This window comes from Planctomycetaceae bacterium (assembly GCA_021371795.1).
Lineage (GTDB): Bacteria > Planctomycetota > Phycisphaerae > Sedimentisphaerales > UBA12454 > UBA12454.
This window is the reverse complement of the sequence record JAJFVK010000020.1, coordinates 27,987-52,570: the sequence shown is the minus strand read 5'-3', so window position 1 is coordinate 52,570 and position 24,584 is coordinate 27,987. Positions and strand designations below refer to the sequence as shown.

The 24,584-nt window shown below is 44.5% G+C and carries 23 protein-coding genes; 10 read left to right on the top strand and 13 right to left on the bottom strand.

All coding sequences use genetic code 11. From position 1 onward, the window contains the following. Positions 1–45 precede the first annotated feature (45 nt). The 7 genes from leuS to LLF92_10605 all read left to right on the top strand — a co-directional run bounded on the left by leuS (position 46) and on the right by LLF92_10605 (position 6,431). Positions 46–2,130: a leucine--tRNA ligase gene (gene leuS / locus LLF92_10635; GenBank protein MCE5341561.1), complete on the top strand. Its 2,085-nt coding sequence runs from the start codon at positions 46–48 to the stop codon at positions 2,128–2,130. Positions 2,131–2,133: 3 nt separating this feature from the next. After that, complete coding sequence (cyaB, locus tag LLF92_10630) at positions 2,134–2,700, top strand: class IV adenylate cyclase (GenBank protein MCE5341560.1); 567 nt, start codon at positions 2,134–2,136, stop codon at positions 2,698–2,700. Then, positions 2,700–3,641: a YegS/Rv2252/BmrU family lipid kinase gene (locus tag LLF92_10625; GenBank protein ID MCE5341559.1), complete on the top strand. Its 942-nt coding sequence runs from the start codon at positions 2,700–2,702 to the stop codon at positions 3,639–3,641. Before cyaB ends, LLF92_10625 begins: the two co-directional genes overlap by 1 nt. 67 nt (positions 3,642–3,708) lie before the next feature. After that, a complete protein-coding gene (gene kdsA, locus LLF92_10620; protein MCE5341558.1) occupies positions 3,709–4,512 on the top strand; it encodes a 3-deoxy-8-phosphooctulonate synthase in 804 nt (267 codons plus the stop codon). Positions 4,513–4,845: 333 nt separating this feature from the next. After that, complete coding sequence (locus tag LLF92_10615; protein MCE5341557.1) at positions 4,846–5,088, top strand: hypothetical protein; 243 nt, start codon at positions 4,846–4,848, stop codon at positions 5,086–5,088. A 40-nt stretch (positions 5,089–5,128) separates the two neighbouring features. After that, a complete protein-coding gene (gene xerC, locus LLF92_10610; GenBank protein MCE5341556.1) occupies positions 5,129–6,124 on the top strand; it encodes a tyrosine recombinase XerC in 996 nt (331 codons plus the stop codon). Then, entirely contained in the window at positions 6,075–6,431 is a 357-nt protein-coding gene (locus LLF92_10605) for a hypothetical protein (protein ID MCE5341555.1), read from the top strand. Before xerC ends, LLF92_10605 begins: the two co-directional genes overlap by 50 nt. Before the next feature lie 16 nt (positions 6,432–6,447). Here the strand turns inward: LLF92_10605 and LLF92_10600 are convergent, their stop codons facing one another. Genes LLF92_10600 through yacG form a run of 3 tightly spaced genes read right to left on the bottom strand, consistent with a single transcriptional unit; the run spans position 6,448 to position 9,986 of the window. Beyond that, the gene (locus LLF92_10600; GenBank protein MCE5341554.1) at positions 6,448–8,391 is read right to left on the bottom strand and encodes a polysaccharide biosynthesis protein; all 1,944 of its coding nucleotides are present in this window, start codon (positions 8,389–8,391) and stop codon (positions 6,448–6,450) included. Positions 8,392–8,410: 19 nt separating this feature from the next. Further along, positions 8,411–9,751 (bottom strand): hypothetical protein, encoded by a 1,341-nt coding sequence (locus LLF92_10595; protein ID MCE5341553.1) that lies wholly within the window; start codon positions 9,749–9,751, stop codon positions 8,411–8,413. 52 nt (positions 9,752–9,803) lie between these two features. Further along, a complete protein-coding gene (gene yacG, locus LLF92_10590) occupies positions 9,804–9,986 on the bottom strand; it encodes a DNA gyrase inhibitor YacG (protein ID MCE5341552.1) in 183 nt (60 codons plus the stop codon). A gap of 1,004 nt (positions 9,987–10,990) precedes the next feature. Between yacG and LLF92_10585 the strand changes: the two genes are divergently transcribed. After that, positions 10,991–11,263: a hypothetical protein gene (locus LLF92_10585; GenBank protein ID MCE5341551.1), complete on the top strand. Its 273-nt coding sequence runs from the start codon at positions 10,991–10,993 to the stop codon at positions 11,261–11,263. Between the two features lie 269 nt (positions 11,264–11,532). Here the strand turns inward: LLF92_10585 and LLF92_10580 are convergent, their stop codons facing one another. Continuing rightward, the gene (locus tag LLF92_10580; GenBank protein ID MCE5341550.1) at positions 11,533–11,733 is read right to left on the bottom strand and encodes a hypothetical protein; all 201 of its coding nucleotides are present in this window, start codon (positions 11,731–11,733) and stop codon (positions 11,533–11,535) included. A 207-nt stretch (positions 11,734–11,940) separates the two neighbouring features. Here LLF92_10580 and LLF92_10575 point away from each other — a divergent pair, with 207 nt between their 5' ends. Next, complete coding sequence (locus LLF92_10575) at positions 11,941–12,726, top strand: hypothetical protein (GenBank protein ID MCE5341549.1); 786 nt, start codon at positions 11,941–11,943, stop codon at positions 12,724–12,726. A gap of 12 nt (positions 12,727–12,738) precedes the next feature. On the opposite strand, the gene LLF92_10570 is transcribed toward LLF92_10575, so the two are convergent. Both LLF92_10570 and LLF92_10565 read right to left on the bottom strand, forming a co-directional pair. Then, positions 12,739–13,218, bottom strand: coding sequence for a hypothetical protein (locus LLF92_10570; GenBank protein ID MCE5341548.1), 480 nt, complete (start codon positions 13,216–13,218; stop codon positions 12,739–12,741). A 163-nt stretch (positions 13,219–13,381) separates the two neighbouring features. Beyond that, a complete protein-coding gene (locus tag LLF92_10565) occupies positions 13,382–13,681 on the bottom strand; it encodes an antibiotic biosynthesis monooxygenase (protein ID MCE5341547.1) in 300 nt (99 codons plus the stop codon). A 228-nt stretch (positions 13,682–13,909) separates the two neighbouring features. Between LLF92_10565 and LLF92_10560 the strand changes: the two genes are divergently transcribed. Next, positions 13,910–14,719, top strand: coding sequence for an SDR family oxidoreductase (locus tag LLF92_10560; protein MCE5341546.1), 810 nt, complete (start codon positions 13,910–13,912; stop codon positions 14,717–14,719). A gap of 72 nt (positions 14,720–14,791) precedes the next feature. Here the strand turns inward: LLF92_10560 and LLF92_10555 are convergent, their stop codons facing one another. The 7 genes from LLF92_10555 to LLF92_10525 form a co-directional block, all read right to left on the bottom strand. Further along, entirely contained in the window at positions 14,792–15,949 is a 1,158-nt protein-coding gene (locus tag LLF92_10555; GenBank protein MCE5341545.1) for a PilT/PilU family type 4a pilus ATPase, read from the bottom strand. 213 nt (positions 15,950–16,162) lie between these two features. Then, positions 16,163–17,158: an NAD(P)-dependent glycerol-3-phosphate dehydrogenase gene (locus LLF92_10550; GenBank protein ID MCE5341544.1), complete on the bottom strand. Its 996-nt coding sequence runs from the start codon at positions 17,156–17,158 to the stop codon at positions 16,163–16,165. Between the two features lie 43 nt (positions 17,159–17,201). Continuing rightward, positions 17,202–18,509, bottom strand: a complete 1,308-nt coding sequence (gene hflX, locus LLF92_10545; protein ID MCE5341543.1) for a GTPase HflX — start codon at positions 18,507–18,509, stop codon at positions 17,202–17,204. Between the two features lie 92 nt (positions 18,510–18,601). After that, positions 18,602–18,862: a hypothetical protein gene (locus LLF92_10540; protein MCE5341542.1), complete on the bottom strand. Its 261-nt coding sequence runs from the start codon at positions 18,860–18,862 to the stop codon at positions 18,602–18,604. Positions 18,863–18,976: 114 nt separating this feature from the next. Continuing rightward, the gene (locus LLF92_10535) at positions 18,977–19,840 is read right to left on the bottom strand and encodes a formylglycine-generating enzyme family protein (protein MCE5341541.1); all 864 of its coding nucleotides are present in this window, start codon (positions 19,838–19,840) and stop codon (positions 18,977–18,979) included. Positions 19,841–20,128: 288 nt separating this feature from the next. Continuing rightward, positions 20,129–23,551: a GEVED domain-containing protein gene (locus LLF92_10530; GenBank protein ID MCE5341540.1), complete on the bottom strand. Its 3,423-nt coding sequence runs from the start codon at positions 23,549–23,551 to the stop codon at positions 20,129–20,131. Between the two features lie 75 nt (positions 23,552–23,626). Further along, on the bottom strand, positions 23,627–24,352 hold the full coding sequence (locus tag LLF92_10525) for a PEP-CTERM sorting domain-containing protein (protein ID MCE5341539.1): 726 nt from the start codon (positions 24,350–24,352) through the stop codon (positions 23,627–23,629). Positions 24,353–24,584: the final 232 nt, after the last annotated feature.

The window sequence follows — 24,584 nt, the reverse complement described above, 5'->3', positions numbered from 1 at the left end:
GGTACGGACGGCGAAATTGTTGAGGCAAATCCGATTCCTGCGGTTATGGGAATCGCAGGCGGCGTTCGCAACTGGAGCGAACTGGCAAAAGAAGAACAGGAAGAATTCCTTAACAGTCAGCGTTTAGCGTATGAAGATGAAGTAGCCGTAAACTGGTGTCCGGAGCTTGGCACAGTTTTAGCCAATGAAGAAGTCATCGGCGGCGTCTCCGAACGCGGCGGACATCCTGTCGTTCGCAAACCGATGCGTCAGTGGATGCTGCGAATCACAAAATACGCGGACAGGCTCGAAGACGATTTAAAACTCGTCGATTGGCCGACATCTATAAAAAAACTGCAAACCGACTGGATTGGCAAAAGCATCGGCGCGGAAGTCGATTTTAAAGTTGACGGCTTCGATGAAATAATCACCGTCTTTACGACACGTCCCGATACGCTTTTCGGTGCAACATATATGGTTCTTGCACCGGAACATCCGATTGTCGATGAAATAACTACCGCCGAGCAGAAACAGGCGATTGAAGATTACAAAAAACTCGCGCAAAGCAAGAGCGACCTCGACCGAACAGACCTCGCTAAAGATAAATCAGGCGTATTCACCGGCGCGTATGCGATTAATCCTGTAAATGAAACGAAAATTCCAATCTGGATTAGCGATTACGTTCTGAGTAGCTACGGCACAGGCGCGATTATGAGCGTACCTGCTCATGATGAAAGAGATTTTGAATTTGCTAAGAAATTCAATCTGCCAATAATTCCGGTTGTCGAACCTAAAGACGACAAAGCACTGGCAGAGAAAATCGAAAAAGGCGAATATTGTTTCACTGGCGAAGGCATCGCAATCAACAGCGGTGAATTTAACGGCCTGCCGACAGCGGAATTCAAAGAAAAAATTACAAACTGGCTCGACGAAAACGGGCTGGGCAAAAAAGCGGTTAATTATAAACTTCGCGATTGGCTTTTCAGTCGCCAGCGTTATTGGGGCGAACCGTTCCCCCTGCTGCATCTTGAGGACGGCCGGATAATCGCGCTCGATGAAAAATATTTGCCGCTGACGCTTCCTGAAACTGATAATTTCAAACCGTCGGACAGCGGATTGTCGCCTTTGGCCAAAATTGAAAATTGGCTCAACGTCGAACTGCCAAACGGCAAAAAAGCGAAACGCGAAACCAATACAATGCCGCAATGGGCTGGAAGCTGTTGGTATTATCTGCGGTATCTCGACCCGAAAAACAATCAGGCTGCGTGGGAAAAGCAGAAAGAAAAATATTGGATGCCGGTCGATTTATATATCGGCGGAGCGGAACACGCTGTGCTGCATTTGCTTTATTCACGATTCTGGCACAAACTGCTTTTCGATTTGGGATACGTCAGCACGCCCGAGCCGTTCAAGAAATTAATAAATCAGGGTATGATTCTCGGCCAAGACAATCAGAAGATGAGCAAGTCCCGCGGCAACGTTGTCAACCCGGACAAAGTCATCGACGAGTATGGCGCGGATTCGATGAGACTTTATGAAATGTTTATGGGCCCGCTTGAAGCGACAAAGCCGTGGAGTATGCAGGGCGTCGAAGGCGTACACAGATTTTTGAATAAATTCTGGCGATGCGTCGTTGACGAGCAAACCGGCCTGATACACAGCAGTATAAAAGATGTCGATGCCGATGAAGAAACGCTCCGGCTGCTGCATCAATCTATAAAGAAAGTTACGCAGAATATCGATACGTTCCGCTTCAATACCGCGATTAGTCAAATGATGATATTCGTAAATCATCTGATTAAACTCGAAACAAGGCCGAAAAAGACAATTGAAGCTTTTGTTCTCATTCTGGCCCCTCTTGCCCCGCACATTGCCGAAGAAATCTGGCAGATGCTCGGACATACGAACACGCTGGCTTATGAAACTTGGCCGAAGTTCGATGAAAATCTCGCAAAAGAAAAAGAGATTGAGCTGGCCGTTCAGGTTCTGGGCAAAATTAAGGATAAGATTGTCGTTTCCGCCGAAGCAGATGAAGATGAAATAAAGCAAAAAGCTCTTGCCTGTGAAAAAGTCGCATCGTCAATCGCAGGCAAAGAGATTAAAAAGATAATCGTCATCAAATCTCGTCTGGTAAACATTGTTATAGGATAACTGATGGCTTTAGAAATAGAGATAAAACTAAAAGTTGACGATTTTCAGCAGACTGCGCAAAAATTGCAGCAGCTTGGCGCAAAATTTGAGGGCGATTTTCTGCAAATCGATTCTTATTATGACGACAACAAGGATTCGCTCGTAAAGTCAGACAGGTGCCTGCGAATACGAACGCACATTAATCACATTGGCCGGGCGATTGAACTGACGTACAAAGGCGCAAGAGAAAACCACCGCTTCAAGAGCCGGCGTGAAATCGGATTGAAAGTTGACAAAGCCGATGAGTTGGCGGAATTGTTTGAACAGCTCGGATATACCGCGAGACTTACGCTTGAGAAAAAGCGAAGCCTGTGGGATTATAAGAATTGCAAAGTCGCTCTTGATGAATTGCCGATGCTGGGCAAATTCGTGGAAATCGAAGGGCCGGATGATGTGGTTATTGAGCAGGTACAAAAAGAACTCGGCCTTGAGAATATTCAGCATCAGCCGTTAAGCTACGCTCATCTTATGGAGGAAGCGATTAAAAACGCAGGCCTGAAAACAAGAAGTATTTCATTTGAAAAGAAATAATGAATCCTGAAAATGGTTATATATCTATAATAGTGAACGCAAGCTCCGGCGCAAGCAGTGAAAAGCACGCCGTGAATGAATTCATCGAATATTTATATTCGAAAAAATTTCAGTTGCAGGTCAATCAGACTAAATCGCTTTTGCACGCCCGTTCGCTGGCCGCTGAATCTGCGGTAAAATTCAATTGCATGATGGTAATCGTCGCAGGCGGCGACGGCACGATTCGCGAAGTAGTCCACGGCCTTGAAGGCAGCGACAAACCGCTTATGCTTTTGCCCAGCGGAACTGAAAATCTGCTTGCAAATGAACTTGGCTACAAAAAGTCAGTAAAGCACTGGATTGAAATTTTCGAGGCGAACATTCTCCACCCTCTCGACCTGTGCAAAGCCAACGACACCTTTTTCACTTCTGTCGGCGGTGTAGGTTTTGACGGCGATATCGTTCGGCTTGTTAGCGAAAAAAGACAGGGAAATATCACTCACCTGCATTATTTTTTCCCGATTATGAAAACATTTTTCGGTTATAAATTCCCTGTCATTAACATTGAAATTGACGACCGTGTAGTTTTTTCCGACCGCGGCATCGCCATTTTCGGAAATATTTCACGTTATGCGATCGGCATTCCAATTTTGCAGGCTGCTGATTTCGGTGACGGTCTGCTCGACATTTGTATTTATAAATGTTCGAATCAGATTTCGCTGGCATATCAGTCGCTTATGACTATGTTGAAAAGCCACCGAAGATGCAAAAGCGTAATATATAAGCAATGCAAAAAAATAAAAATTTCGTCCAACAGTTACGTCAGGTCTGAACTTGACGGCGACCCCGGCCCGGAACTGCCTTTGGAAATTTCCATTGTTCCGCAGGCTGTGAAGGTTCTCGTCCCGCCGAAAGGACAACCTATCGGTATGCGTAGAAGAATTTTCAGAATCTTTGAGTAAGTGTTCCCGCGAAAGGCGGTTACAACCCCTGTGGGGGAATCCACGTTTTTTTAGGAAAATAAATCTTATGTTTAACATTGGCAATATAAAAATCGAACCAAACGCCGGATTATTTGTTATCGCCGGCCCGTGCGTAATTGAATCAGAACAAATCTGTCTCGACATAGCGGCCAAACTTCTCGACATCAGCAAAAAAACCGGCGTGCCTGTCATATTCAAAGCGAGTTTCGACAAAGCCAACCGCAGCAGCATCGAAAGTTTCCGCGGCCCCGGAATGGAAAAAGGTCTTGCGATTCTTGATAACGTCAGAAAGAAAACTTCTATGCCGATACTCACTGACGTTCACGAAGTCTCGCAGGTTGTCCAAGTTGCCAAAGTTGTTGACTGCCTGCAAATCCCCGCTTTTCTTTGCCGCCAGACCGACCTGCTGGCCGCTTGCGGAAAAACCGGAAAACCAATCAACGTCAAAAAAGGCCAGTTTATGTCGCCTGATGAAATGAAGAACGCCGTTGATAAAATTCGTTCGACTGGCAATGAAAAGATTATGCTCACCGAACGCGGCACATTTTTTGGCTACAATCGCCTTGTGAACGATATGACGGCTATCCCTGCGATGAAAAAATTCGGCTGCCCTGTCATTTTTGACGCCACCCACAGTACCCAGCAGCCCGGCGGACTCGGCAATGCTTCAGCTGGTTGCCGAGAAATGTCCCCGGTTCTTGCCAAGGCCGCAGTTGCCGCCGGAGCGGATGGTTTGTTCCTTGAAGTACACACCGACCCCAAAAACGCAAAATCCGATGCGTCAACCGTTATGCCGATTGAATGGGTCGAAAAACTGCTTATTCAATGCAGCAAAATTCACGGTATTTAACTATTTACACTCCATAACTCTCTAATTTTTACGGAGTTACGATTAAATTAAGTATAAATTTTATATTTTAACTTTATATTTTAAATCCGGACAGCCTCTCTAACTACCTTTTTTAAAAAGCACTTACAAAATTAATTATTTCAAATCTTTTATGCTTCCCCCTAAAGAATTTGCCTAATGTTCGCCGATAAACCTGTAGAGTTGCTCTATATACAAAAGAGCTAACCCGCGTAATTCGGGTAATTTTGAAAAAAATTAATTTTTCAGTTATCGGTCTGCCCTTTCAGCCCGATAATTATTCGGTAGAAATATTTATTCTGTTCAGGTATTGAGATGCAGAGAAATTTACGACAGCTTGTTCTTACAAAAGGCGACGAAAAGTATGTATTTCGTTATGAGTCTGGCTGTGAAGATTTACTGCTGGATGCCCTTGTTGTTTCCGCAAAGGACAACAAAACTAACTTCGATTGGTTCGATGCCGCAGTCTTGAGTTTCAAACTTACCCAATCCCTAATCACAGAAGCAGATAAATTACTAAACGATAAGGCTCCACAGATGATTGAGCCTAAGGATTAAAAATGTCCCTTCGTCGTGGATTAACGATATGGAGAACAAAATGGCAAATTGTGTTATTATCAATGAGTTTTTGGACTATCTGAAATTTGAAAAGCATTTTTCCGAACACACCGCGAAATGCTATCATGCTGACCTTGAGCAATTTTGTCAGTATATCAGCGGACAGGCTTCACAATCAGATTGGACTGCTTCTGATAATTCAGCCGGCGGAGTAGCTACTCAAACGCAGACGAAGGTCGAGCAATTGCTTCTAACGCTTACGACCGATTTAGTCAGAACCTATATGGCTCACTTGAATGACAAGCAGTATTCAAAGTCCACTTCCGCAAGGAAACTGGCTACACTGCGAAGCTTTTATAAATTTCTGGTAAAAAGAAACTATCTGCAGAACAATCCAGTTACAGCAGTCAGAACGCCAAAGCAGGACAAGAAACTGCCGAAGTTCCTCGAATACGAACAGGTAAAGACACTGCTCGAAACACCCCCTGCCGACAGTTGGCTCGGCGCAAGAGACCGTGCCATTATGGAAACACTCTATGGCACAGGTGTCAGAGTCAGCGAACTGGTCGCGTTGAATATCGAAGACGTTGACTTCCTCGGCGAAGTACTTCATGTTCGCGGCAAAGGCAAAAAGGAAAGAATCTCACCGATTGGCTCCTCTGCCCTGCAATCTATACAGCATTATATGGAATATCGAAACAGACGTGCCCAGAACAATGCCAATTTTGATTCGAAAGTTCTTTTCGTCAATAAGCACGGCAAGAGATTGAGCACAAGAAGCGTACGCAGAAAAATGGACAAGTACCTGAAGATGGCAGGCCTTGACCCGTCAATCAGCCCGCACACATTAAGACACAGCTTCGCAACCCATCTGCTGAATAATGGTGCGGATTTAAGAAGCGTACAGGAGCTTTTAGGCCACCAGTCGCTTTCAACAACGCAGATTTACACGCATTTAACAACAAAGAAAATCAAGGAAGTTTACGATGAAGCTCATCCACGCGACGAGCAGGTCGAAAACCAGCACAACAGCTAATTTCAATGCCCGTTCGGTTGAACGGGCTTTTTTTATGCGCATTTTTTCTGGAAACTCCCATCATATCGCTTATAATATTTCGCAGTATACCCCATCTGGCCACTGGCATACGACAACAATGATTTCGTCTGTTCGACTCGATGGCTCAACTGCCTGTATGGTCGTTGATGGAGATAGTTTTGGATTGAATTTTCTCTTTAAAGAAAATCTTGTAAGTGAGAATAAAGTCAAAAATTTGTTAAATGAAGCAAAAGAACTTACATTAATTCTTTATTCCACAAAAAAAACTCTAAGCAAAAAAAAGTAAAATATAAAATATTAAATCAACTATTGTTCACGTTGACTTTGTCGCCGATATATTCCGGCACAATTTCTTTGATGAAAGAAACAATTTGTTTATGATTCTGCAAATCGGCTATTCCGACGAGATTAGTGATTTTTTCTCTTAACGCTTCCCTGTCCAACGGCTGATTCTTCTGCCAGATACTGATTTTCGGATGGCGTGTCATAACCATATCTTCGCCTTTGATGGACAATTCTTCGAAAAGTTTTTCGCCCGGCCGTGTACCCGAGAAAACAATTTCGATATCTTCACCCGGCCTGAAACCGCTCAAGGTAATAAGTTCTTTCGCAAGGTCAACAATTTTCACCGGCTCGCCCATATCGAGTACGAATATTTCGCCGCCATTGCCCATTGTCGCCGCCTGCAAAACCAGTTGCGATGCTTCGGGAATCGTCATAAAGTATCTTCGCATTTCCGGATGCGTTATTGTAACAGGGCCGCCTGCTGCGATTTGGCTTTTAAATATCGGAACTACCGAGCCGTTTGAGCCCAGCACATTTCCAAACCGCACGGTTACAAACGCCGTCTCGCTCGTTCTGTCCAGGTCTTGAATATACAATTCAGATACACGTTTTGTTGAGCCCATAATGCTTGTCGGATTGACAGCCTTATCGGTGCTTATCATCACAAAGCTTTCGGTGCCAAACCTGTCCGAAGCATCGGCCACCGTCTTTGTCCCTATGATATTATTTTTTAAAGCTTCACCCGGATTAGTTTCCATAAGCGGCACATGTTTATGCGCTGCCGCGTGAATTACAACGTTTGGCTTATACTTTGTGAAAATTTGTTCGACACGTTTTTTGTCTGTGATATCGCAGATAATGGCTTCCATCGCGACCGTTGGAAAACTTTTGCGAAGTTCGCGTTCGATAAAAAACAGTGAATTTTCAGTCTGTTCGACCAGCAGCAAAAGCTCCGGCTTGAAATTACAGACCTGTCTGCACATTTCAGAACCGATTGACCCGCCGGCTCCGGTAACAAGAATTACTTTATCATCGAGATATTTCCCGATTGTCGCAAGGTCAAGCTGAACAGCTTCACGGCCAAGCAAGTCGTTAATATCAACATCTCTTATTTGCGATACTCTGAATCTGCCACTTGCGATATCCGCCACTGAAGGCACTGTTCTGAATCGCGTTTTCGTACCTTCACATATTTGAACTACTTTTCGCAGTTGTTTTGCCGTTGCACTCGGCATAGCTATCGCGATTTCATCTATACTATTATCTTTGCAAACTTTCAGCAGGTCATCGACATTCCCCAGCACAGGAATCCCGTGAATATTTACGCCTCTTTTTGCGGGGTCGTCATCGATAAAACCTATAACATCATATTGTTCAACCTGCATACGATGCAGTTCGCGAAGCAGAGACTCGCCGGCATTACCTGCACCGACAATCAGAAATCTTTTCAGTTTTCCCGCCTGTTCGGTATGAAATTCCTCGTGATAAAGCCGAACAGCCATTCTCATTCCGCCCATCAGAACAATCGTTGCGAACATATCGAGAATAAAAACCGCCTGACTGAATCCGAACAGTTCATTTACCCATTGTCTTATCGGCTCCACTGCCGCCACAGCCACCCAGGCAATTACGATAATCAGCGTACTGACGAGCGAAGCCTTAACTATTGACAGCAAATCGGAAATGCTTACATACCGCCACCACCCCTGGTATTGTTTGAATGCCGCAAAGACAAATATCTTTACAATCACGAAAAACAACAGTGTTTTGGGATACAGCTTTAAAAACCATTCGTTCTGGAACTGCATATTGTTCACAAGCAAAAATGCCATCATCAGGCTTATCGCAAAGATACCGATATGCACAAGTACTATTGCCTGCTTACGAAACCGAAGCACGAAACTCCCGTTTTCGGGTGTTGGGCATGTTTCCTGTTGTGTATCCTGTTTTTCTTGTGTCATAAATTATGCTGACTTTCAATTATATATTAGTTGCTTGTTGCTGTGGATTCTGTGTTGAAACTGGCTCTATAAATACACTATCAAGAGGTATGTTGTCAATTTTTTTCCGCAGTAAACAGTAAATAATTGTACCGGCTGAAAAGTAGAAACTAAGTACAAAAGCCATCACAAGCCCCGACACAATAAGAATCTCGCAATGCACCACCGCAGAGGCAATAGTTTGCGTTACAGGCTTTGAAAAATCGGCTGCCGCACCGAAAAGATTAAAATATTCCGGTTTCGGCCATATAGCGTCGATTTTTTCAATCTGCGCACCTTTTTGGCTTTGCGTCCATATTCCAAAATCCAGGAACCATCGGCTGGTTACGAGCATCATAAACGCGAAAAATCGCACAAATAAATAGCATATCCCGCCGTAAAATCCCGCAAGTATCGTATAAATCGCCAGCCTCCATGGTCGGGAATTTACATAACTGTACGCCCTGCACATCGCGTCAAATGTATCGGTTTTTTCACAGGCTATCGCGCTGTACATCAGGTTCCAACTGCCAATCCCCCAAATTGCGGCATAAGCCATCAGACCGCCACAAATTAACACCAATACGAAGAAAACCGCCAGTACAACCTCACCAGCGTAAGGAATGTTCGCCATCAACCCCAGCATCGACACAATGACAAACCCCAGCAGTGCCGCCAATACCAAAGGCGCCGTCGGCGCAAAGAGCAAAGGTACACATCTTTTTACGGCAAATGCGATACACGCCCCTGCCCCCAGTCGTTCGTCCCGCGTAAAATGAAACGCAGCCCCCCTGCATATCGCCCCGCCCGCAAGCGAGAACACCACAAACAATATCGAAAGGAAAATTATTCCGTAAATAGTATGATATTCCAGAACCCAAACACAAGCCATAAAACAATTACTTATCGCCTGTATCGTTTTGCCAAAGTTCAACTGCACAAAATAAACCGTACCATCGTTAAAATTCGCCAGGCAGAAATTGGAAAACACATTAAATACGCCCTGCCTTTGAGTTTTTGTCCGTTCCGCATAAACCTTTAAGAAATTCTCCATCCTGTCGGGATAAGTTATAAAGCAGTGCAGCTCCGTCGGCCATACCCGTGAGCCGTCGAGAGTCGATGTCCTCAAATCCGATGTCGATAATTTCCCAGACACCACTACCGTCTTACGGAAATCCATCAGCCAGCCGGCAGAATATATGATCGCCAGCGCAAGAAACGCCGTTATCAACCTGGCAGGCTGAATCGCAATCCTGAAAGTCTTAAAAACATTTGGAAAAAGTAAATCCGACACCCGGAACTCAAAATTCTGCTTTTTTTCTTCTGTATTCTGCTCCGTCATCTTTCTGCATCCTTAATATAATGGACTTGACATAGTACTCCCTTTTAACCCCTTATTCCAGCTTATTTTCCAAATCTTTCTTCATTTCATCCGGAATAGGCGAACAAATCGTATAATCGCCGCTAAACCACGAATTAAGGTCAACCAGCTTACACCGTTCGCTGCAGAACGGAAAACAGGCTTCCTTCCTGTCAGCGTCAATCTTCTTTTTACATACCGGACATTTCAATTTCATAAGAGAATTATATATCTATGTTAAAATTTTTCCATAGCCATTTGCCCTGCCTGCAAAGTTCCCGCTGTATAGTCAATAACACAAAATGCGCAAGTAATATCCGCACAGCATAACAAAAAATAAAGACTTACAGCCGGTTTTGCTCAAAATAAGAATGCGCACGTTTTGAGCAGTTTTTCTTCTAACTGTCTGCCAAATATCAGATTATCGTTTTTTGTAATTTTTCAGTTTTTCGCCAAAAACAGCCTTTAAAACGCGCAAGTAATCGGCAAAAGGCAAAAAAACATATCAAAATCAGTCTCAAAAATCAATTTTTTCGAAAAATCACAAAATCGGCGCAAGTCTTCGCTTGCGCAAAATTTCATATACACTATTAGTAGTAGTCAGTAGCCAGTAGCAAATAGAAATTGCGCGTTCTTATCGCAAAATTACGCAAGGCGCAAGTTTCACAAACAAAAAAAATTACTAAATCACAGTAAAATGCACTGAAATCAACTGGAACGATAATAAATGGCAGTGAAATCGTCAGAAATAACAGAAATGAAAAATCGGTGTTTATGAAACTTGCAGATTTTTGAACCGCGGATTCTCGCGGATTAAACCGGATTTTTTGTTAGCCACCCTCTCTAAATTTTATTTTCGAGGCATAAAATTTCTCAAAAACCGAGGGCTTTCGCTTCGCTTCAGCAGAGCGACACAGAGACGCACAGAGGACTATTTTTTTAGACACGGATTTACACGGCTTCGCTTTAAAGGCGTGTCCTGCGGACACTGAAAAAAAATCAAAAGCAACCTCTACCCAAGCGAGCTTTGTCCGAGGTTGTCTTTTTATTTTTTCGCCTGTACAGGCATTGCCTTAAAGCAAATTAGTTGTTAGTTGATGGCTGTTAGTCGTTAGTATAACTATGCCGAGAAACTAAAAACGTAAAACCAAAACGCAAGGTTTAAAATAATAGGTGGCTGTCCCTAATTATTCGATAGCTGTAAACATTGTGAGGACGATTATGCTGGAAGCTGCTGCGGCACAAAATATTGATCCGATCAGAATTAGTTTTGTTTGTAGCGTCAGGACGATTTTATATTTTTCGCCAGCCTTTGCCAGTGAGCCGATATGGCAACTGCCGCAGATATATAAAGCAATGCTTGTGGAAATTGGGACATATCTTGTTCCAGAAAGGCCTGGCAGAAAAGAACCGAGAGCGGTGACACGAGAACGTAAACATTATCCGAAATTACGAAAGACACGAGAGCAATGGAGGGCAGCTTATGCAGCTTAAGGAAACGCCATTAGTGGCTGTCCCTAATTATACATTTCGGATTTTTTACCCATCCATCCGGTCTGTAAGGATGATTATTACTATTATCACTATAAGAAAAATTATCATAAAAAGTACTTGCGAAAATTGTCCAAGTCTTTTAAAAAAAACTTCATGTAATAGTAATAATAAAACTACTGATATTGCAGTTCTCATTGCACAATAACATAAACGTAAATATGTTTTTTGGCATTAAAACACCTTTTCAAAAATCTCTCGTCCTTTGGCGTTTATTTCAACAGGCAAAATTCAATCGCGATCAGTATATAACTGCCTACCCACGTTGAACCGCTGATATTGCTTATATTGGCGGCGGTCAACTGCGAGAGACTATCATACCCGAAAGACGAGGTATGTGCAATAGTGGAGTTATCCGGTTTTGTAAGGGTTTCAGTTGCGGCTTCAACGCTCACGGCTCTGATTTTTTGCATTTTTAGAGATAGCCTTTAAGATTGAAAATTTGAAAATTGAAATTTCAGAAAAACGGAGACGCACGGCCTTGCAACGCCCCCCCGGCAGCAGCTCTTCTAACATCTAACGGGGGACGGCAGAAAATCAACTTCCAATAAGAAAAAGACGTGCAATTTGACAGATTTTTTGGTAAAGTATAATAAGTTTATATAAGACTGAACTTTACTATGCTGCATTACACAGAACGAAAAAACAAAATACACATTATCACACTCGACAGCGTCCTTGCCGATGATATTTACCAGCGAATCACCGAATATTCTGCTATAAAAAATGTCGAATTAATCCTCCCGGCCGGCGGTAAAGAAACTATTACGCCAACGGATATTCTGAAATCCGCCCGCGATACCACCGATTCACGATTATTAATCATCGATGTTCGCACGCAAACCAAACCAAAACTTCAGCAGGCATACAGCGATATAGTCCGGTTCAATCGTCCGGACCTGAATAATTATTGCTATACCGTTCTTATCGGCGACGGCCCTGCCAGCTTTCTGCTGGAAAGCAAAGGCATTAACGCGTTTCAGAGTTATCTGGCGGATTTGCGGCGGGATTACAGCCCTGCGGTTTTCTTCGGCAATCCTTTTTTATATTACACACACAAAGAACTGCTCGATTTGGCGATGTATCACGATAACGCTTTGCCGGACAAAATCCCGCAGCGACTTGAGAAATTTTTCAAGCCGGGAATACCGGTCAAAACTGTGTATGAATTTTTCAGAGCGGCCGGCGAAACACCTGAAAAAAAGAAAAAGCGGCTGAGCAAACTGAAAGAAATATATTTGAAAATCGTAACGCAGGATTTTCCAAATGATGTCGGCCGACTTGAAACCGCATTAAAAAAGCACGGCTGTGATTTTCCTGGTGAAACGCTGAAACTGAATACGTATCCGTTTTATTTTGAGCAGTGGATTGCTGATTTGCTCTTAAAGGCTCAAGCCGCTCAATGATATGGATATTTACTATTCTCTCATACCGCCGAGAATGCGTTCTATTTCCGGCCGGACTTTCTTGAAGTCAAGTTCAAGATTCGTCAGCGTCTGTGCGGCTATTCCATCGTTGAAATAAAGAAGAGCTAAAAGCAAATCTTCGGTTCCAACGCAATTATGCTTCATATCCTTGGATTCTTTGATGGCTCGCATAATTATATCTCTCGATTGCGAACCGTTGTTTTTCTTTTTCGCCTCTTCAGATTGGGCTGCGATTAACCTGCTAATCTCATTTTCAACGTCTGTAAAATTCATTCGCAGATTAAACAAGACTGTGGCCGCAATGCCGCGTTCGCCTTTTATGAGCGCAAGCAGAACATGCTCGGAATCTACATACTGGGAATTAAGCCGTTTGGCCTCCTGACGAGCCAACTGCAGTACCCTTCTGGTACAACGAGAAAACCGCTTCATTCCTATATAGGCTAATATTCTACCAAAAAAAGTTTCATACATAATTCAACCCCTTGCATTCTTGAAAGCGTATGACCCAAAACTCATACTCTGTATCGACACTTATACCGTATGAAAAAAGTTTTTTTAAAAATCGCAAAAAATAAGCATATTATCGGATGAGAAAATATCCCGCCTTCGTGTGGACAAGCATTTTAATATCGCCTTAATACGTCTGCGGCCAGACCGGCGTAAACTTTGTTCGTACTCTTTCTCCCTCAATCATTCGTTCCGCTTCGGCTTTCCATTTATTATAATGAGCGGTTTGCTTGTGCGCTTCGACCCCGCTTTGGTCTGTGTATGCCTCGACGAGAATAAAACGTGTCGGGTCGTCGGCCTGCTGCAGCACATCGAAGCGTTTGACGGCAGGCTCTTTAACACTGTTCTTTGCGTTTTCGATACAGACCTGTTTAAACTCCTCAACGAACTCGTGTTTGACCTTGATATTTATGTGCATTACGAACATTGTTTGACTCCATAGTTTCAGTCCAATTTGCAACACTACCTGACAACTATTTTAACACCCAACATCGAACATTCAACGTCGAACTTTGAATTGATGGAATTTTTCTTATTTTTGACCAAAATGAAATTGGTACAAAAAAAGTACCATTTCAGCAAAATTTGTATTGCAATTAATTCCAGAGACGTTTAAATAGCCCAGTCATTTATATTAAATTTAGGAGTATGAAAAATGTCGTATCTTGAGACCAAATATGGGCTTAAAGGCAAAACAGCAATCATAACCGGCGGCGGCGGAACGCTTTGCAGCGCAATAGCCGAAGGTTTCGCCTGTGCGGGCGCAAATATTATTCTATGGGATATCAACCCGACAAATCTGGCGGCAAAATCCGAAGTAGTCGCAAAGGCCTGCGGCGACAAATCCAGAGTCGCAACGGTCGAAGTAAACCTGATGGACGAAAATTCAATCGTGCAGGCACTCGAGAAATCCGTAAAGATTTTCGGCTCTGCCGAAATACTTTTAAACGGCGCCGGCGGAAACCGCGGGAAAGGTCCATTAGTCGATGTGAAAGCCGAAGATTTTGAATTCGTTTTGAAATTAAATCTCCTGGCCGGCTGCATCCTGCCGACTAAACACATAGCAAAATACTGGATAGACAACAAAATCAAAGGCAGAATTATCAATATCGCTTCGATGGCGGGCTTCAATCCGCTTTCAGGCATCTGGGCATATTCATCCGCAAAGGCCGCTGTGATGAATCAGACTATGGGACACGCAAAGGAACTGGCACCATACGGAATCAGGGTAAACGCGATAGCACCGGGATTCTTCGTTGCCGACCAGAATCGGAAACTCCTACTGAACGATGACGGCACACCGACCCAGCGCGGCAAAGACGTGCTTGCGAGAACTCCGATGGACGGTTTTGGTTTGCCGGAATATCTGACCGGCGCAACGATTTTCCTCGCTTCCGATGCTTCGAATTTTGTTACAGGCGTTACACTGCCAATCGATGGCGGGTACCTTTGTAATAATATTTAGACAAAGTGAAATACAGAAACAAAAAAAGGGACAAGTTTAAATACCTGTCCCTTTTTTATTTTTAAGAGGTTATTAATTTCGCATTGGCTGCGGAATTGCCGGCGGTGTTGGTGTCTGCATTTGCAACTGACGCATAAACATTTCCTTATTTTCAGGAGAAAGCGATTTTTCCATACGCGCCGCGTTTGTTGCGCTGGTTATGGCATCTTCTTTGCTTATCATTCCCCTGAAATACAGTTCGGAAATACTGGCATCCATTTCCTGCATACCCATTTTTCGCGACGTAGTAATAATGTTCGGAATTTCGTGGATTCTGTTTTCGCGAATACAGTTGCGAATAGCAGGATTGCAAATCATAATTTCAATGCCGGGCACCATTCCAGGTTTATCGATTCGTTTAAAAAGCGTCTGTGAAACAACAGCCTGTAATGTATTAGAAAGCATCGCTCGAATCTGGTTCTGCTGGCCGGGCGGATAAATATCTATCGCACGCTCGATTGTCTGCGCGGCGTTCATTGTGTGCAGCGTACTGAAAACAAGGTGGCCTGTTTCTGCGGCTGTTACCGTTGCGCTGGTTGTTTCAAGGTCTCGCATTTCGCCAACGAGTATCACTTCCGGGTCCTGTCTTAAAGCATGTTTAAGGCCAGAAGCGAACGTCGGGCAATCTGCGCCGATTTCACGCTGCTCAATCATAGATTTGTCGTTTGTGAACGAGTATTCGATGGGGTCCTCCATCGTGATAATTCTCTTCGCTGATGTAGCGTTAATTCTTCCTATCATCGCTGCGAGCGTTGTGCTTTTTCCGCTGCCGGTCTGGCCTGTTACAAGAACAAGACCTCGCGGCAAATCAGTCAAATCGATAATTGCCTGTGGGAGATTGATTTTCGCAATATCAGGAATTTTGTTCGGAATCAAACGAAACGAAATCCCGATGGTTTCTTTCTGATAGTGCGCGTTTACTCTAAAACGATAGCCGCCTTCGATGGTTGTCGAAAAATCGAGATCGCAATGTTCCTTAAAAATTTTATATCTGTCGGGGCCGACCATTTCGAGAACCATTTCCTCGACCTGTTTTGATGTAATCGGGTCGTCCTTTGTCAGCGTAAGCTCGGTATGAATTCTCTGCATCGGCGGCATACCAACGTTGATATGCAAATCGCTTGCGCCGGCCGCTACCGCGTCAGCCAATAATCTCTTTATCAATGTCTTTTCAGATGTTTCTGTCGTCATATTCAACTCGTATCTCGTAGTTCGTATCTCGTATCTCGTGGTTCGCTTCACGTTTCACGCTTCACGAGATACTATGTATTTATCGACAGATTTGCGGGGGGACTTATGTAGAGTTTTGCAGTGTTTCGCGGACAAAATAGTGTTATTTTCGGACTTTTGCAAAGTTGTGCGAATTTAGGGACAAACCTGCCGAATGAATCGGCAGGCTAACTGCTATTCGGCTTTCAGCTTTCGTGCCATCAAATCTTCAATAGCAGCCGAGACACTCTTGTTCTCGAAAATGATTTGATATACCGACTCCGTTATGGGCATACTTATAGAATATTTTTTCGCCAAATCGATAACCGATTTGCACGTCGCGATGCCTTCGACAACTGAATTTGTCGCTGCGATGGCGTCTTTTACGCTTGCGCCTTTTCCGATTCGCTGGCCGAAACTTCTGTTGCGTCCCATCGGCGAAATGCACGTAGTAACCAAATCGCCCAGTCCGCTCAAGCCGGAGAAAGTCTGTTCTTTTGCTCCGAGCGCAACGCCGAGCCTTGTGATTTCCGCAAGGCCTCTGCAAAGAAGCGCCGCCTTCGCGTTGTCGCCGATTTTAATTCCGTCAACAATACCGGCGGCAATCGCAATGACATTTTTCATCGCGCCTGCAAGTTCAACGCCTGTAATGTCGCTGTTGCGATAGACGCGAAAATATGGTGCGGTGAAAGTTTCCTGTACTGCGCCGGCAAGTCTTTCGTCTTTTGACGCGGCCGTTGCGGTAGCGGGGAGTTTTTTGGCAATTTCATCGGCGATTGTAGGGCCGGACAATACAACAACTTGCGATTTATTACCAAGAATTTCCTGGATTATCTGACTTGTACAAAGCAATGTATCGTTTTCAATGCCTTTTGTAACCGAAACAATCGGCGTATTCGTGTTGGCGTATTTAGCGAGTCGTTTCCAGACAGACCGTGTAAACTGGCAGGGAATAGCAGAAACAACCAAATCAGCATTTTTGAAGATTTCGGAATCCTGCGGTTCGAATTGCAATGAATCGGGCAGTTTGTAGCCGGGCAGGAATCTGATATTTTCTCTTTTTTCTTTTATCTGCGCAAGCTGATTCGCATCGTATCCCCACATACGAACAGCAAGGCCCTTTTCACAAAGAAGCATCGAGCAGATACTGCTCATCGCCCCGTCACCAATTATCGATATATTTTTAATCATACACGGTATTTAATCAGAAACAGATTTTTTTTCAACGATTAATTTATTTCAATTCTTCTATTTGAATCGGCTTCATTTGCTTAATGTTCGGCATAAGATTTTTGCCGACTTTCACATCCATAACTACGGTGCTGTCGAAATATTCCTGATTGATAATAATCGCGTGCGATTTCAGGAAACTCTGGATTTTGCCGTCGCCGGCGCTTGCGGTTATACGCAAAGATAATATTCCGCCATCGTAAATTTCAATCACCTTCTGCTTGAGCAAATCGAGATTCAGGCCTGACTTTGCGGAAATGCAAATCGCCTCCGGATAAACCGTCTGCATAAATTCAAAATGCGCCTGACTGCGAACAACATCGGCCTTGTTGAGAAGAATAATCGTTTGCTTATCAGCACAGCCGATTTCTTCGAGCACTTTTTTGGCGTTAAGAGCCTGTTGTTCGACGTCTTCATTCGAGACATCAAACACATGCAAAAGCAAATCGGCGTTAATCGCCTCTTCAAGTGTCGCCTTGAAAGACGCGACAAGCTGATGCGGCAAATTTTTAACAAAGCCGACCGTATCGCTGATAAGCACCTTTTTCCCACCGTCGAGCGTCCACTGTCGCGTCCTTGTATCAAGCGTCGCAAAGAGTCTATCCTCAACATAAACGCCGGCGTCTGTCAGTGCGTTCATAAGCGTGCTTTTGCCCGCGTTTGTATAGCCAACCAGACAAATTTTAAACTGCCCCCTTCGCTGATCTATTTCCCTGATAATTCGTTTATCAATTTCCTTGAGCTCACGTTTGAGTTCTGTAATTCTTTTATTGACAAGTCTTCGGTCGATTTCGAGCTGCTTTTCGCCGGGGCCTCTTGTGCCGATAGCGCCGACTGCGCCAGCACCGGGACTGCCTGCCGCGCCGGTTACGGTATCAAGGTGCGACCACATTCGAGTAAGTCTTGGATATGTATATTCGAGCTGCGCAAGCTCGACCTGAAGTTTGGCCTGTTTTGTCTGTGCCCTGCTTGCGAAAATATCGAGAATCAATTCGCTGCGGTCGAGAATTTTTGTTCCAATAATCGATTCAAGTTCCCTGATTTGGCCGGGCGACAAATCGTTGTCGAAAATCACAACGTCGGCCTCATTTTTCTTCACACGCTGCTTGACCATTTCGGCTTTGCCTTTGCCGATGTATGTCGCGGGATTAATGTCTAAAACTCTCTGCTGGACTCTGTCAACAATCACCGCACCGGCACTTTCGACCAGCGCCGACAATTCAGCTAATTCGTCATCATTATGTAATTCACCTTTTAAAATAGCGCCGACAAGAACCGCTCGCTCCCGTCTGACCGCTATATTATCTCGCATTTTTTCCAATTAAACTCCTTAAAGTTTATGCAATATGACATTCATTGTGTTTGATGTTTTGTGATAACAGATGACTTGCTTCAAAAAATGGTTTAGAAAATCAGACATTTAATCAGCAGCAAAGGCAGAATAATAACAACAAAAAACACTACCATAATCGGCAGCACTATCGGCAATACCGCCATGCCAGCGATAAACATCGCCATCGCCGCGACGGCAAGCGCAAATATAACAGGCAGCATAAAAACCGATGCCAAAAGCAGGCAAAACGCCTTTAAAACCAAAAACGCAATCCGAGCGAACACTGCAACAAAAAGCAGCGTCAGCAAAGCAACCGGTAATAATAAAAACATAAGCATAGGACTTATTATAAGTTATAAATCGGCTGTGTCAATACGGCAAAATTCCGTAAACTAACCCCCGGCATAAAGCCGGGGGCTAACGAATTTCAACAGCCAATATCCAATTTATTCAATATCCATCACAACCCTGAAACCGATAATCGGCTGATTGGTTTTTGGACTACGGTTGTTCCTATCCGCAGAACGGCATTTATTCGGCCTTTCGTTCCACGCGCCGCCTCTTAAAACTTTATCGCCATCGTTTACCTTTGGCCCCTGCGGGTCAACTGTAGGCGTTACTTTATAATATTCGTTATCATAGAAATCATTGCACCATTCCCAGGCATTGCCGTGCATATCACACAATCCGAATGCGTTTGGCGGATACGAGCCGACTTTATTTGTACGTTCCAAATCCTTACCTATAATTCCGTCAGCATAAGGAGTAGTAGCTTCGTAGTTGGCGAAATCCGAATCGATAGTTGTGCCGGTATTAAACGCTGTTGTTGTCCCTGCCCTGCACGCATATTCCCATTCCGCTTCGGTTGGAAATCTGAATTTCAAACCGGTCTTGTCGGACAGTTTCTTGAGGAATCTCGCCGCTTCATACCAGTTGACGTTTTCGACCGGCAGATTATCACCACCGAATTTGCTCGGATTTTCGCCCATAACCTCACGGTACTGAAGCTGCGTAACCTCGAACTTGCCCATATAAAAAGGTTTAGTCAGTTTGATATGATGCTGACCTTCGTCGTTGTCGCGTTTGAGTTCATCCATCGGCGAGCCCATCTCGAATTCGCCTGCCGGTATGAATACCACAACCATATTTACTTCGCTGCTGATATCAATTTTCTTTTCAAGAGGCAGATCGGCTTTTTTGACGGCTTCTTTCTGCTGAATTGTCGCCTTTGAAACTTCTTTTGTTTTCTCAACAGCTACAACTGCGGCAGCGACAGAAAAAATGACAACCAGTGCAAATATTTTTCTCATTACGTTCTCCTTAACAAAATTAAATTTTACTTCACGGCTTTAGGCTCACACTTGACATATTTCAGCATAATATCATTTCCATTACCGCCTGCATAAGTCAGTTTATAATTATAACTTCCATCAGCCGCTTGTAAAACAATATTTGTACCTTCCGGAGCCGCCTGTCCGTTTTTACAGCGTCAAAAACACCCGCAACGGCACTTCCGCTCTGTGTTTCAACAACATCATACAAAAAAAAAGCTGCCGGAGATTTCCCCCGACAGCTATAAACTTTATACAAATCAACACTTATGGACAGCTTAAATACCACTGTTCAGCAAAAATGGCAAAATCAGTAAATTCCACATCACCATCACAATCCAGGTCGCCTTCGGCGTATCCGCCTGCCAAGCCAGTCCAGAGCCAATCCGCGACAAATTCTCTTAAATCGAGATAGTTGACCAATCCTGAAAGGTCATAATCTGCGCAGTTTGAACAGCTTTGATCTGCCCAGAAATGATAGTCCTCTGTCTCACCATATTGATAACCACCCAAAGGCCCTGACCCGCCGGCACCGCTCGGCATTGACGGTGTTTCAGAAAGAGTAATTCTCATCCATATCGGCGAATCATCAGCCAACGGATGCCACGTCCTGAACGCAGGCGTCGAAACGGTGTATGTACCGGGAGCAGAGAATGTGAGGAATTGGTCAACAACAGCCCATTCAGGAGCCGAATCAGTTCCGCACATATTCACATCGTCCCAGTCGCCATCTCTGTTGAAGTCAAACCATACGTTGGCGAAAATCGGCTGCGTTATATCAATTACTGTAACGGTATAATTAAAATTCATCAGTCTGCATCGCGGCATACTCAACGGTACCGCAACACCATCATCACCGCCGTCAAGATTTTTGCTGTTTGTCGCGGGAATAATATTATTCGTAGCGTCCATATCCGGCCCCATATCGGCCTCTTTCTCAAACGACACAGTCGTACCAAGATAAAACGCCGATTGGGTATCCTGATGCAGCGGGCCAAAAGGCGGTGCGACAGTTGCATCCATATAAACCGTCGGAAAATTCGCCGTAACGCCGCTCGGATATGTTGTCATAATCACTCCGCTGTTATTTGTACTATCAGGAGCATCGCCGAGGTCTGCTTTCGGTCCTGCGTTGTTGCTGTCGATTGCAAACGCAAGGTCTATTGATTCCGGATAATACTGGTGCTGCGGCGGATATATCAATTCATGCCACGGCCCCATATAAGGTTCAATTCCCATTCCCCAAACAGCATCATCATTCCAATGTTTTAGCGATGTCTTCCAGCCGAATCTTGCGGCTGTCATCTCAAACGGATGCGCCTGCACATCGAGCCAGTAAACTTTCGGATTGGCCGGTGTGCCCTTCTGATAGAAAGCTTCATCAGCAGGAATATGGAATGTGTATTTCCAGCAGACGTGATCGCCGGGGAAAATATATCCCTGCGGATTGTCAGGAGACCACCAGCCTTCGTTAATTTCATACTTTTCAACTTCCACCTCAAATTGTCCCGGCAGGAAATTACGCAGCCACACCGGCTCGGCGGGCATACTGTAATCAAGCGGGTTTTCGAGGTTGGGGTCTGGAATATCTTCGTGAATGCTCAATGTAAAAGTAACATTACCAGCACCTTCAGCGGGCAATATGTCGTTGAGCCAGCTTCCCCACACAACAATTTTTGTTATCAGATTTGGTTTATTACATTGGAAATCATCGGCAAGTATAAACGGCTCTGTCGCATCAACGTCAATACCAGTTTCGCTCAAATCGGGCTTTTGCAGCCATTTATATTGTTTATGCTCGCCAGTCGTCAGTTTAAACGCCATATCCAGCGACTCCGGATAATATGGATGCCCTTCCGGATAACGCAATTCACTCCAGTCGCTGACATACGGATAAAGCGAACCAGTTGCAAAGACCGCATCATCATTCCAGTGAGTATCGGAAGTCTTCCAGCCGAATTCGTTGCCAATGGTTTGATATGGCGTCCACGCTTCAATCTCCAGCCAATACACCATCGGATTTTCCGGCGTACCTTCCTGCACAAACGCATCGGCAGGGTCTATATAAATATCATACTGCCAGATATTCTGGTCGCCGTTTGACAAAATCGCTCCGAAATACGGGTCCCACCACCATTCATACAAACCTCTCGGCAACGTGTAATACAGCGATTCGTCAAATTCGCCCGGTAAAAATGTTCTCTTCCAGAGCGGCTGGTCTGGTTTCGAGTAAATATTTTCCGGGTCGCTTCCACCGAGACCGACAGGGTCATCGCTGTAGAAAGAAATTGTAAAGCCGTTGATTCGACTCTTTTCATCGTTTTTCCACGAACCCCAGAAATGAATATCAGTGATTGGCCCGGCCTTTTTGCACGGGAAATCGTCAGCGATATGCCTTGTAACGCCATCGCCGTCGTCAACACGAATATCGATTCCAGTGGGCGTAGTGTCAGGCCACTGAACATATTTTGTGTTTGGGTCGGGATTTATTTCCTCTTCAATCATAACGGCGTAATCTTCCACTTCGCCATTCGGTGCAAGTCCGGTCGGCATAAGTCCGCCAACACCGCTGAATCTAAACCTCGCGTAAGTCTGTCCGAGCAATGCTGTTGCAGGAACGTTAAATGTAATTGCATTGTTACCCACGACAAGCGGCGTTGAAATTGCGATTTGTTCAGGCAAGCCCATCGTCCACATCCCGTCGCCATTGAAATCTATCCAGGCATCCAAAAATCCCGGCGCAGACGCGGTAACATTTACTGTAGCAGACTGGCCAATGAAAAACGGCGAGAACACAACGCCATCTTCATCGTCCGGCCCCATGAGCGGATTAATATCGTCGCCATCGGCAGGAATTGTTGGTTGGCCGTCCGGCTCGCTATCGACACACAAGCCCAGAAACATTCCCGAATTCATAACGTGCCTTGCTCCGTTATTTGCCAAAAGCGTTGGATAAGGCCCATCGGGCGCATCGCCATAATCTATTATGTCCTCGATGTGATTGCCCGTAATAACAAACGCCAAATCACGTGTTGTTGTTTGCAGTGGAATAATTGGATTCCATGCGGATGCGCCAGGCATTTGCCAACGTGCATTTGCGCCGTAGATAAGACCGGTGTATGGCGGCGGATAAGTCATCAGGTTCGCGGTTTTCCACCCTACCGCAGGCGGCGGCTGAAACGGCAGATTTACTTTTATCACAAGCCAATACATCTGTCCCTGGGTCTGCACCATCGGCTCGTAGAGATTTGTAAAATTAATCTGCCAAACACCTTGATGGTCATTTGGAATTTGCAGCGAAGGCGGACTCGGACAATACCAGCCTTGTATTCCTGAACTCCACTGTCGGATTGCAATGCTTCCGCCGGTGTAGCTCCACAGTATAGGGCCAATATTCCCCGGCGAAACTAAATCATACGCGCGGATTGTAATGTCCCAAATAGACGGGTCGCCCAAATCAACCGGAATATCTCCTTGGAACGAAACCCAGATGTGAATATCATCGATAGTCCCAGTTTCCGTACATAGAAAATCGTCAGCCAAAGACTGACAGCACAGACAAACATCCCATCCATTATCAATTTGCGGATACTGCGGAAAGTGCATTTTGTAAGTGTCGCCTTGGTTCCAGTCCGCGTAAACCAGCGAGGACAGACACAAAATCAAAATTAAACAAATATTTTTTTTCATTTTCATCTCCATTTTCATTCTCCTTAAAACAAAAAAAATGGTCGCCGGCCTTTTTAAATACCGACGACCTTAAAATTACATCGTCCTGCGTCTGATTAAAAGTCCTCCTATCGCTAAGATAGCAATTGTTGCAGGTTCGGGCGTAATAACAAATGACAAATCAATGGATGTACCTGTCGCAGGGTCAATCAATTCCTGCCATGCACCCGTCGGCGACATACGGACTGCGTCATCATTAAAATGATCGGCTGACTCTTTCCAGCCAACATACGGCAGTAGCCCGAAATCAACGACGAGCCAATAAATCGTTCCTTCCCGCTGATAAAATGGTTTATCAATGTTTGTGATGTTAATTTGCTGCCACATTATGTGGTCATTGCGACCATATTCTCCTGTCGATGGGTCGTACCAGCCCTGCAAATCCGGATTCATATCGCGGACAATAATCTGGCTGGATGAAAAGTCCCGCATCCATAACAGTTGACCCGGATGACTAAAATAGTCGTTTGTGCCCGGAACAGCCGGCACATCGGAGTAGATACTTACTGTCATCATCCCGATTGGCTGAACAAGGTTCTGCATCCAGGAAACCCATAAGTGAACATCGCTTACCGCACCGGTTTCCGAGCATTTCCAGTCGTCTCCGAGCATTGATGCACCAAATTCGACATCCCATCCACCTGATTTCGGCAGTTGCGGATAATGCATCTTGTACGGATCGCCCACGTTCCAGTCTCCACATACCATAGATGTCAGGCACAGCGTTGTAACAATAACAAATACAATCTTTCCTGCTCTCATTTTAGTTCTCCCAAAAATACAACACCGAATAATTTTATACACAATATATATTTTCAACTGTCCGCCATGCCAGACAGCTGTTGACAAAAATTACAAAGTGCAAAAAATCGATGCGATATGAGATTGTGAACCAGGATTAAAAGTAGATAAACTCTGCGTGATTAACTGAATATTCCTCAATGACCAAAACTGTTCTTCCGTTTCCCATCTCAACTTCCCTATCAAAATCCTT

Excerpts from the sequence above, each read along its gene's own strand:
- leuS (MCE5341561.1), top strand. The coding sequence starts at position 46 with ATGGGAATCGCAGGCGGCGTTCGCAACTGGAGCGAACTGGCAAAAGAA.
- LLF92_10525 (MCE5341539.1), bottom strand. The coding sequence starts at position 24,352 with ATGAGAGCAGGAAAGATTGTATTTGTTATTGTTACAACGCTGTGCCTG.
- LLF92_10560 (MCE5341546.1), top strand. The coding sequence starts at position 13,910 with ATGTCGTATCTTGAGACCAAATATGGGCTTAAAGGCAAAACAGCAATC.
- LLF92_10575 (MCE5341549.1), top strand. The coding sequence starts at position 11,941 with ATGCTGCATTACACAGAACGAAAAAACAAAATACACATTATCACACTC.
- LLF92_10540 (MCE5341542.1), bottom strand. The coding sequence starts at position 18,862 with ATGTTTTTATTATTACCGGTTGCTTTGCTGACGCTGCTTTTTGTTGCA.
- LLF92_10600 (MCE5341554.1), bottom strand. The coding sequence starts at position 8,391 with ATGACACAAGAAAAACAGGATACACAACAGGAAACATGCCCAACACCC.
- hflX (MCE5341543.1), bottom strand. The coding sequence starts at position 18,509 with ATGCGAGATAATATAGCGGTCAGACGGGAGCGAGCGGTTCTTGTCGGC.
- LLF92_10555 (MCE5341545.1), bottom strand. The coding sequence starts at position 15,949 with ATGACGACAGAAACATCTGAAAAGACATTGATAAAGAGATTATTGGCT.
- cyaB (MCE5341560.1), top strand. The coding sequence starts at position 2,134 with ATGGCTTTAGAAATAGAGATAAAACTAAAAGTTGACGATTTTCAGCAG.
- LLF92_10605 (MCE5341555.1), top strand. The coding sequence starts at position 6,075 with ATGAAGCTCATCCACGCGACGAGCAGGTCGAAAACCAGCACAACAGCT.
- LLF92_10535 (MCE5341541.1), bottom strand. The coding sequence starts at position 19,840 with ATGAGAAAAATATTTGCACTGGTTGTCATTTTTTCTGTCGCTGCCGCA.
- LLF92_10565 (MCE5341547.1), bottom strand. The coding sequence starts at position 13,681 with ATGTTCGTAATGCACATAAATATCAAGGTCAAACACGAGTTCGTTGAG.
- LLF92_10625 (MCE5341559.1), top strand. The coding sequence starts at position 2,700 with ATGAATCCTGAAAATGGTTATATATCTATAATAGTGAACGCAAGCTCC.
- LLF92_10585 (MCE5341551.1), top strand. The coding sequence starts at position 10,991 with ATGCTGGAAGCTGCTGCGGCACAAAATATTGATCCGATCAGAATTAGT.
- yacG (MCE5341552.1), bottom strand. The coding sequence starts at position 9,986 with ATGAAATTGAAATGTCCGGTATGTAAAAAGAAGATTGACGCTGACAGG.
- kdsA (MCE5341558.1), top strand. The coding sequence starts at position 3,709 with ATGTTTAACATTGGCAATATAAAAATCGAACCAAACGCCGGATTATTT.
- LLF92_10615 (MCE5341557.1), top strand. The coding sequence starts at position 4,846 with ATGCAGAGAAATTTACGACAGCTTGTTCTTACAAAAGGCGACGAAAAG.
- LLF92_10580 (MCE5341550.1), bottom strand. The coding sequence starts at position 11,733 with ATGCAAAAAATCAGAGCCGTGAGCGTTGAAGCCGCAACTGAAACCCTT.
- LLF92_10595 (MCE5341553.1), bottom strand. The coding sequence starts at position 9,751 with ATGACGGAGCAGAATACAGAAGAAAAAAAGCAGAATTTTGAGTTCCGG.
- LLF92_10570 (MCE5341548.1), bottom strand. The coding sequence starts at position 13,218 with ATGTATGAAACTTTTTTTGGTAGAATATTAGCCTATATAGGAATGAAG.
- LLF92_10550 (MCE5341544.1), bottom strand. The coding sequence starts at position 17,158 with ATGATTAAAAATATATCGATAATTGGTGACGGGGCGATGAGCAGTATC.
- xerC (MCE5341556.1), top strand. The coding sequence starts at position 5,129 with ATGGCAAATTGTGTTATTATCAATGAGTTTTTGGACTATCTGAAATTT.
- LLF92_10530 (MCE5341540.1), bottom strand. The coding sequence starts at position 23,551 with ATGAAAAAAAATATTTGTTTAATTTTGATTTTGTGTCTGTCCTCGCTG.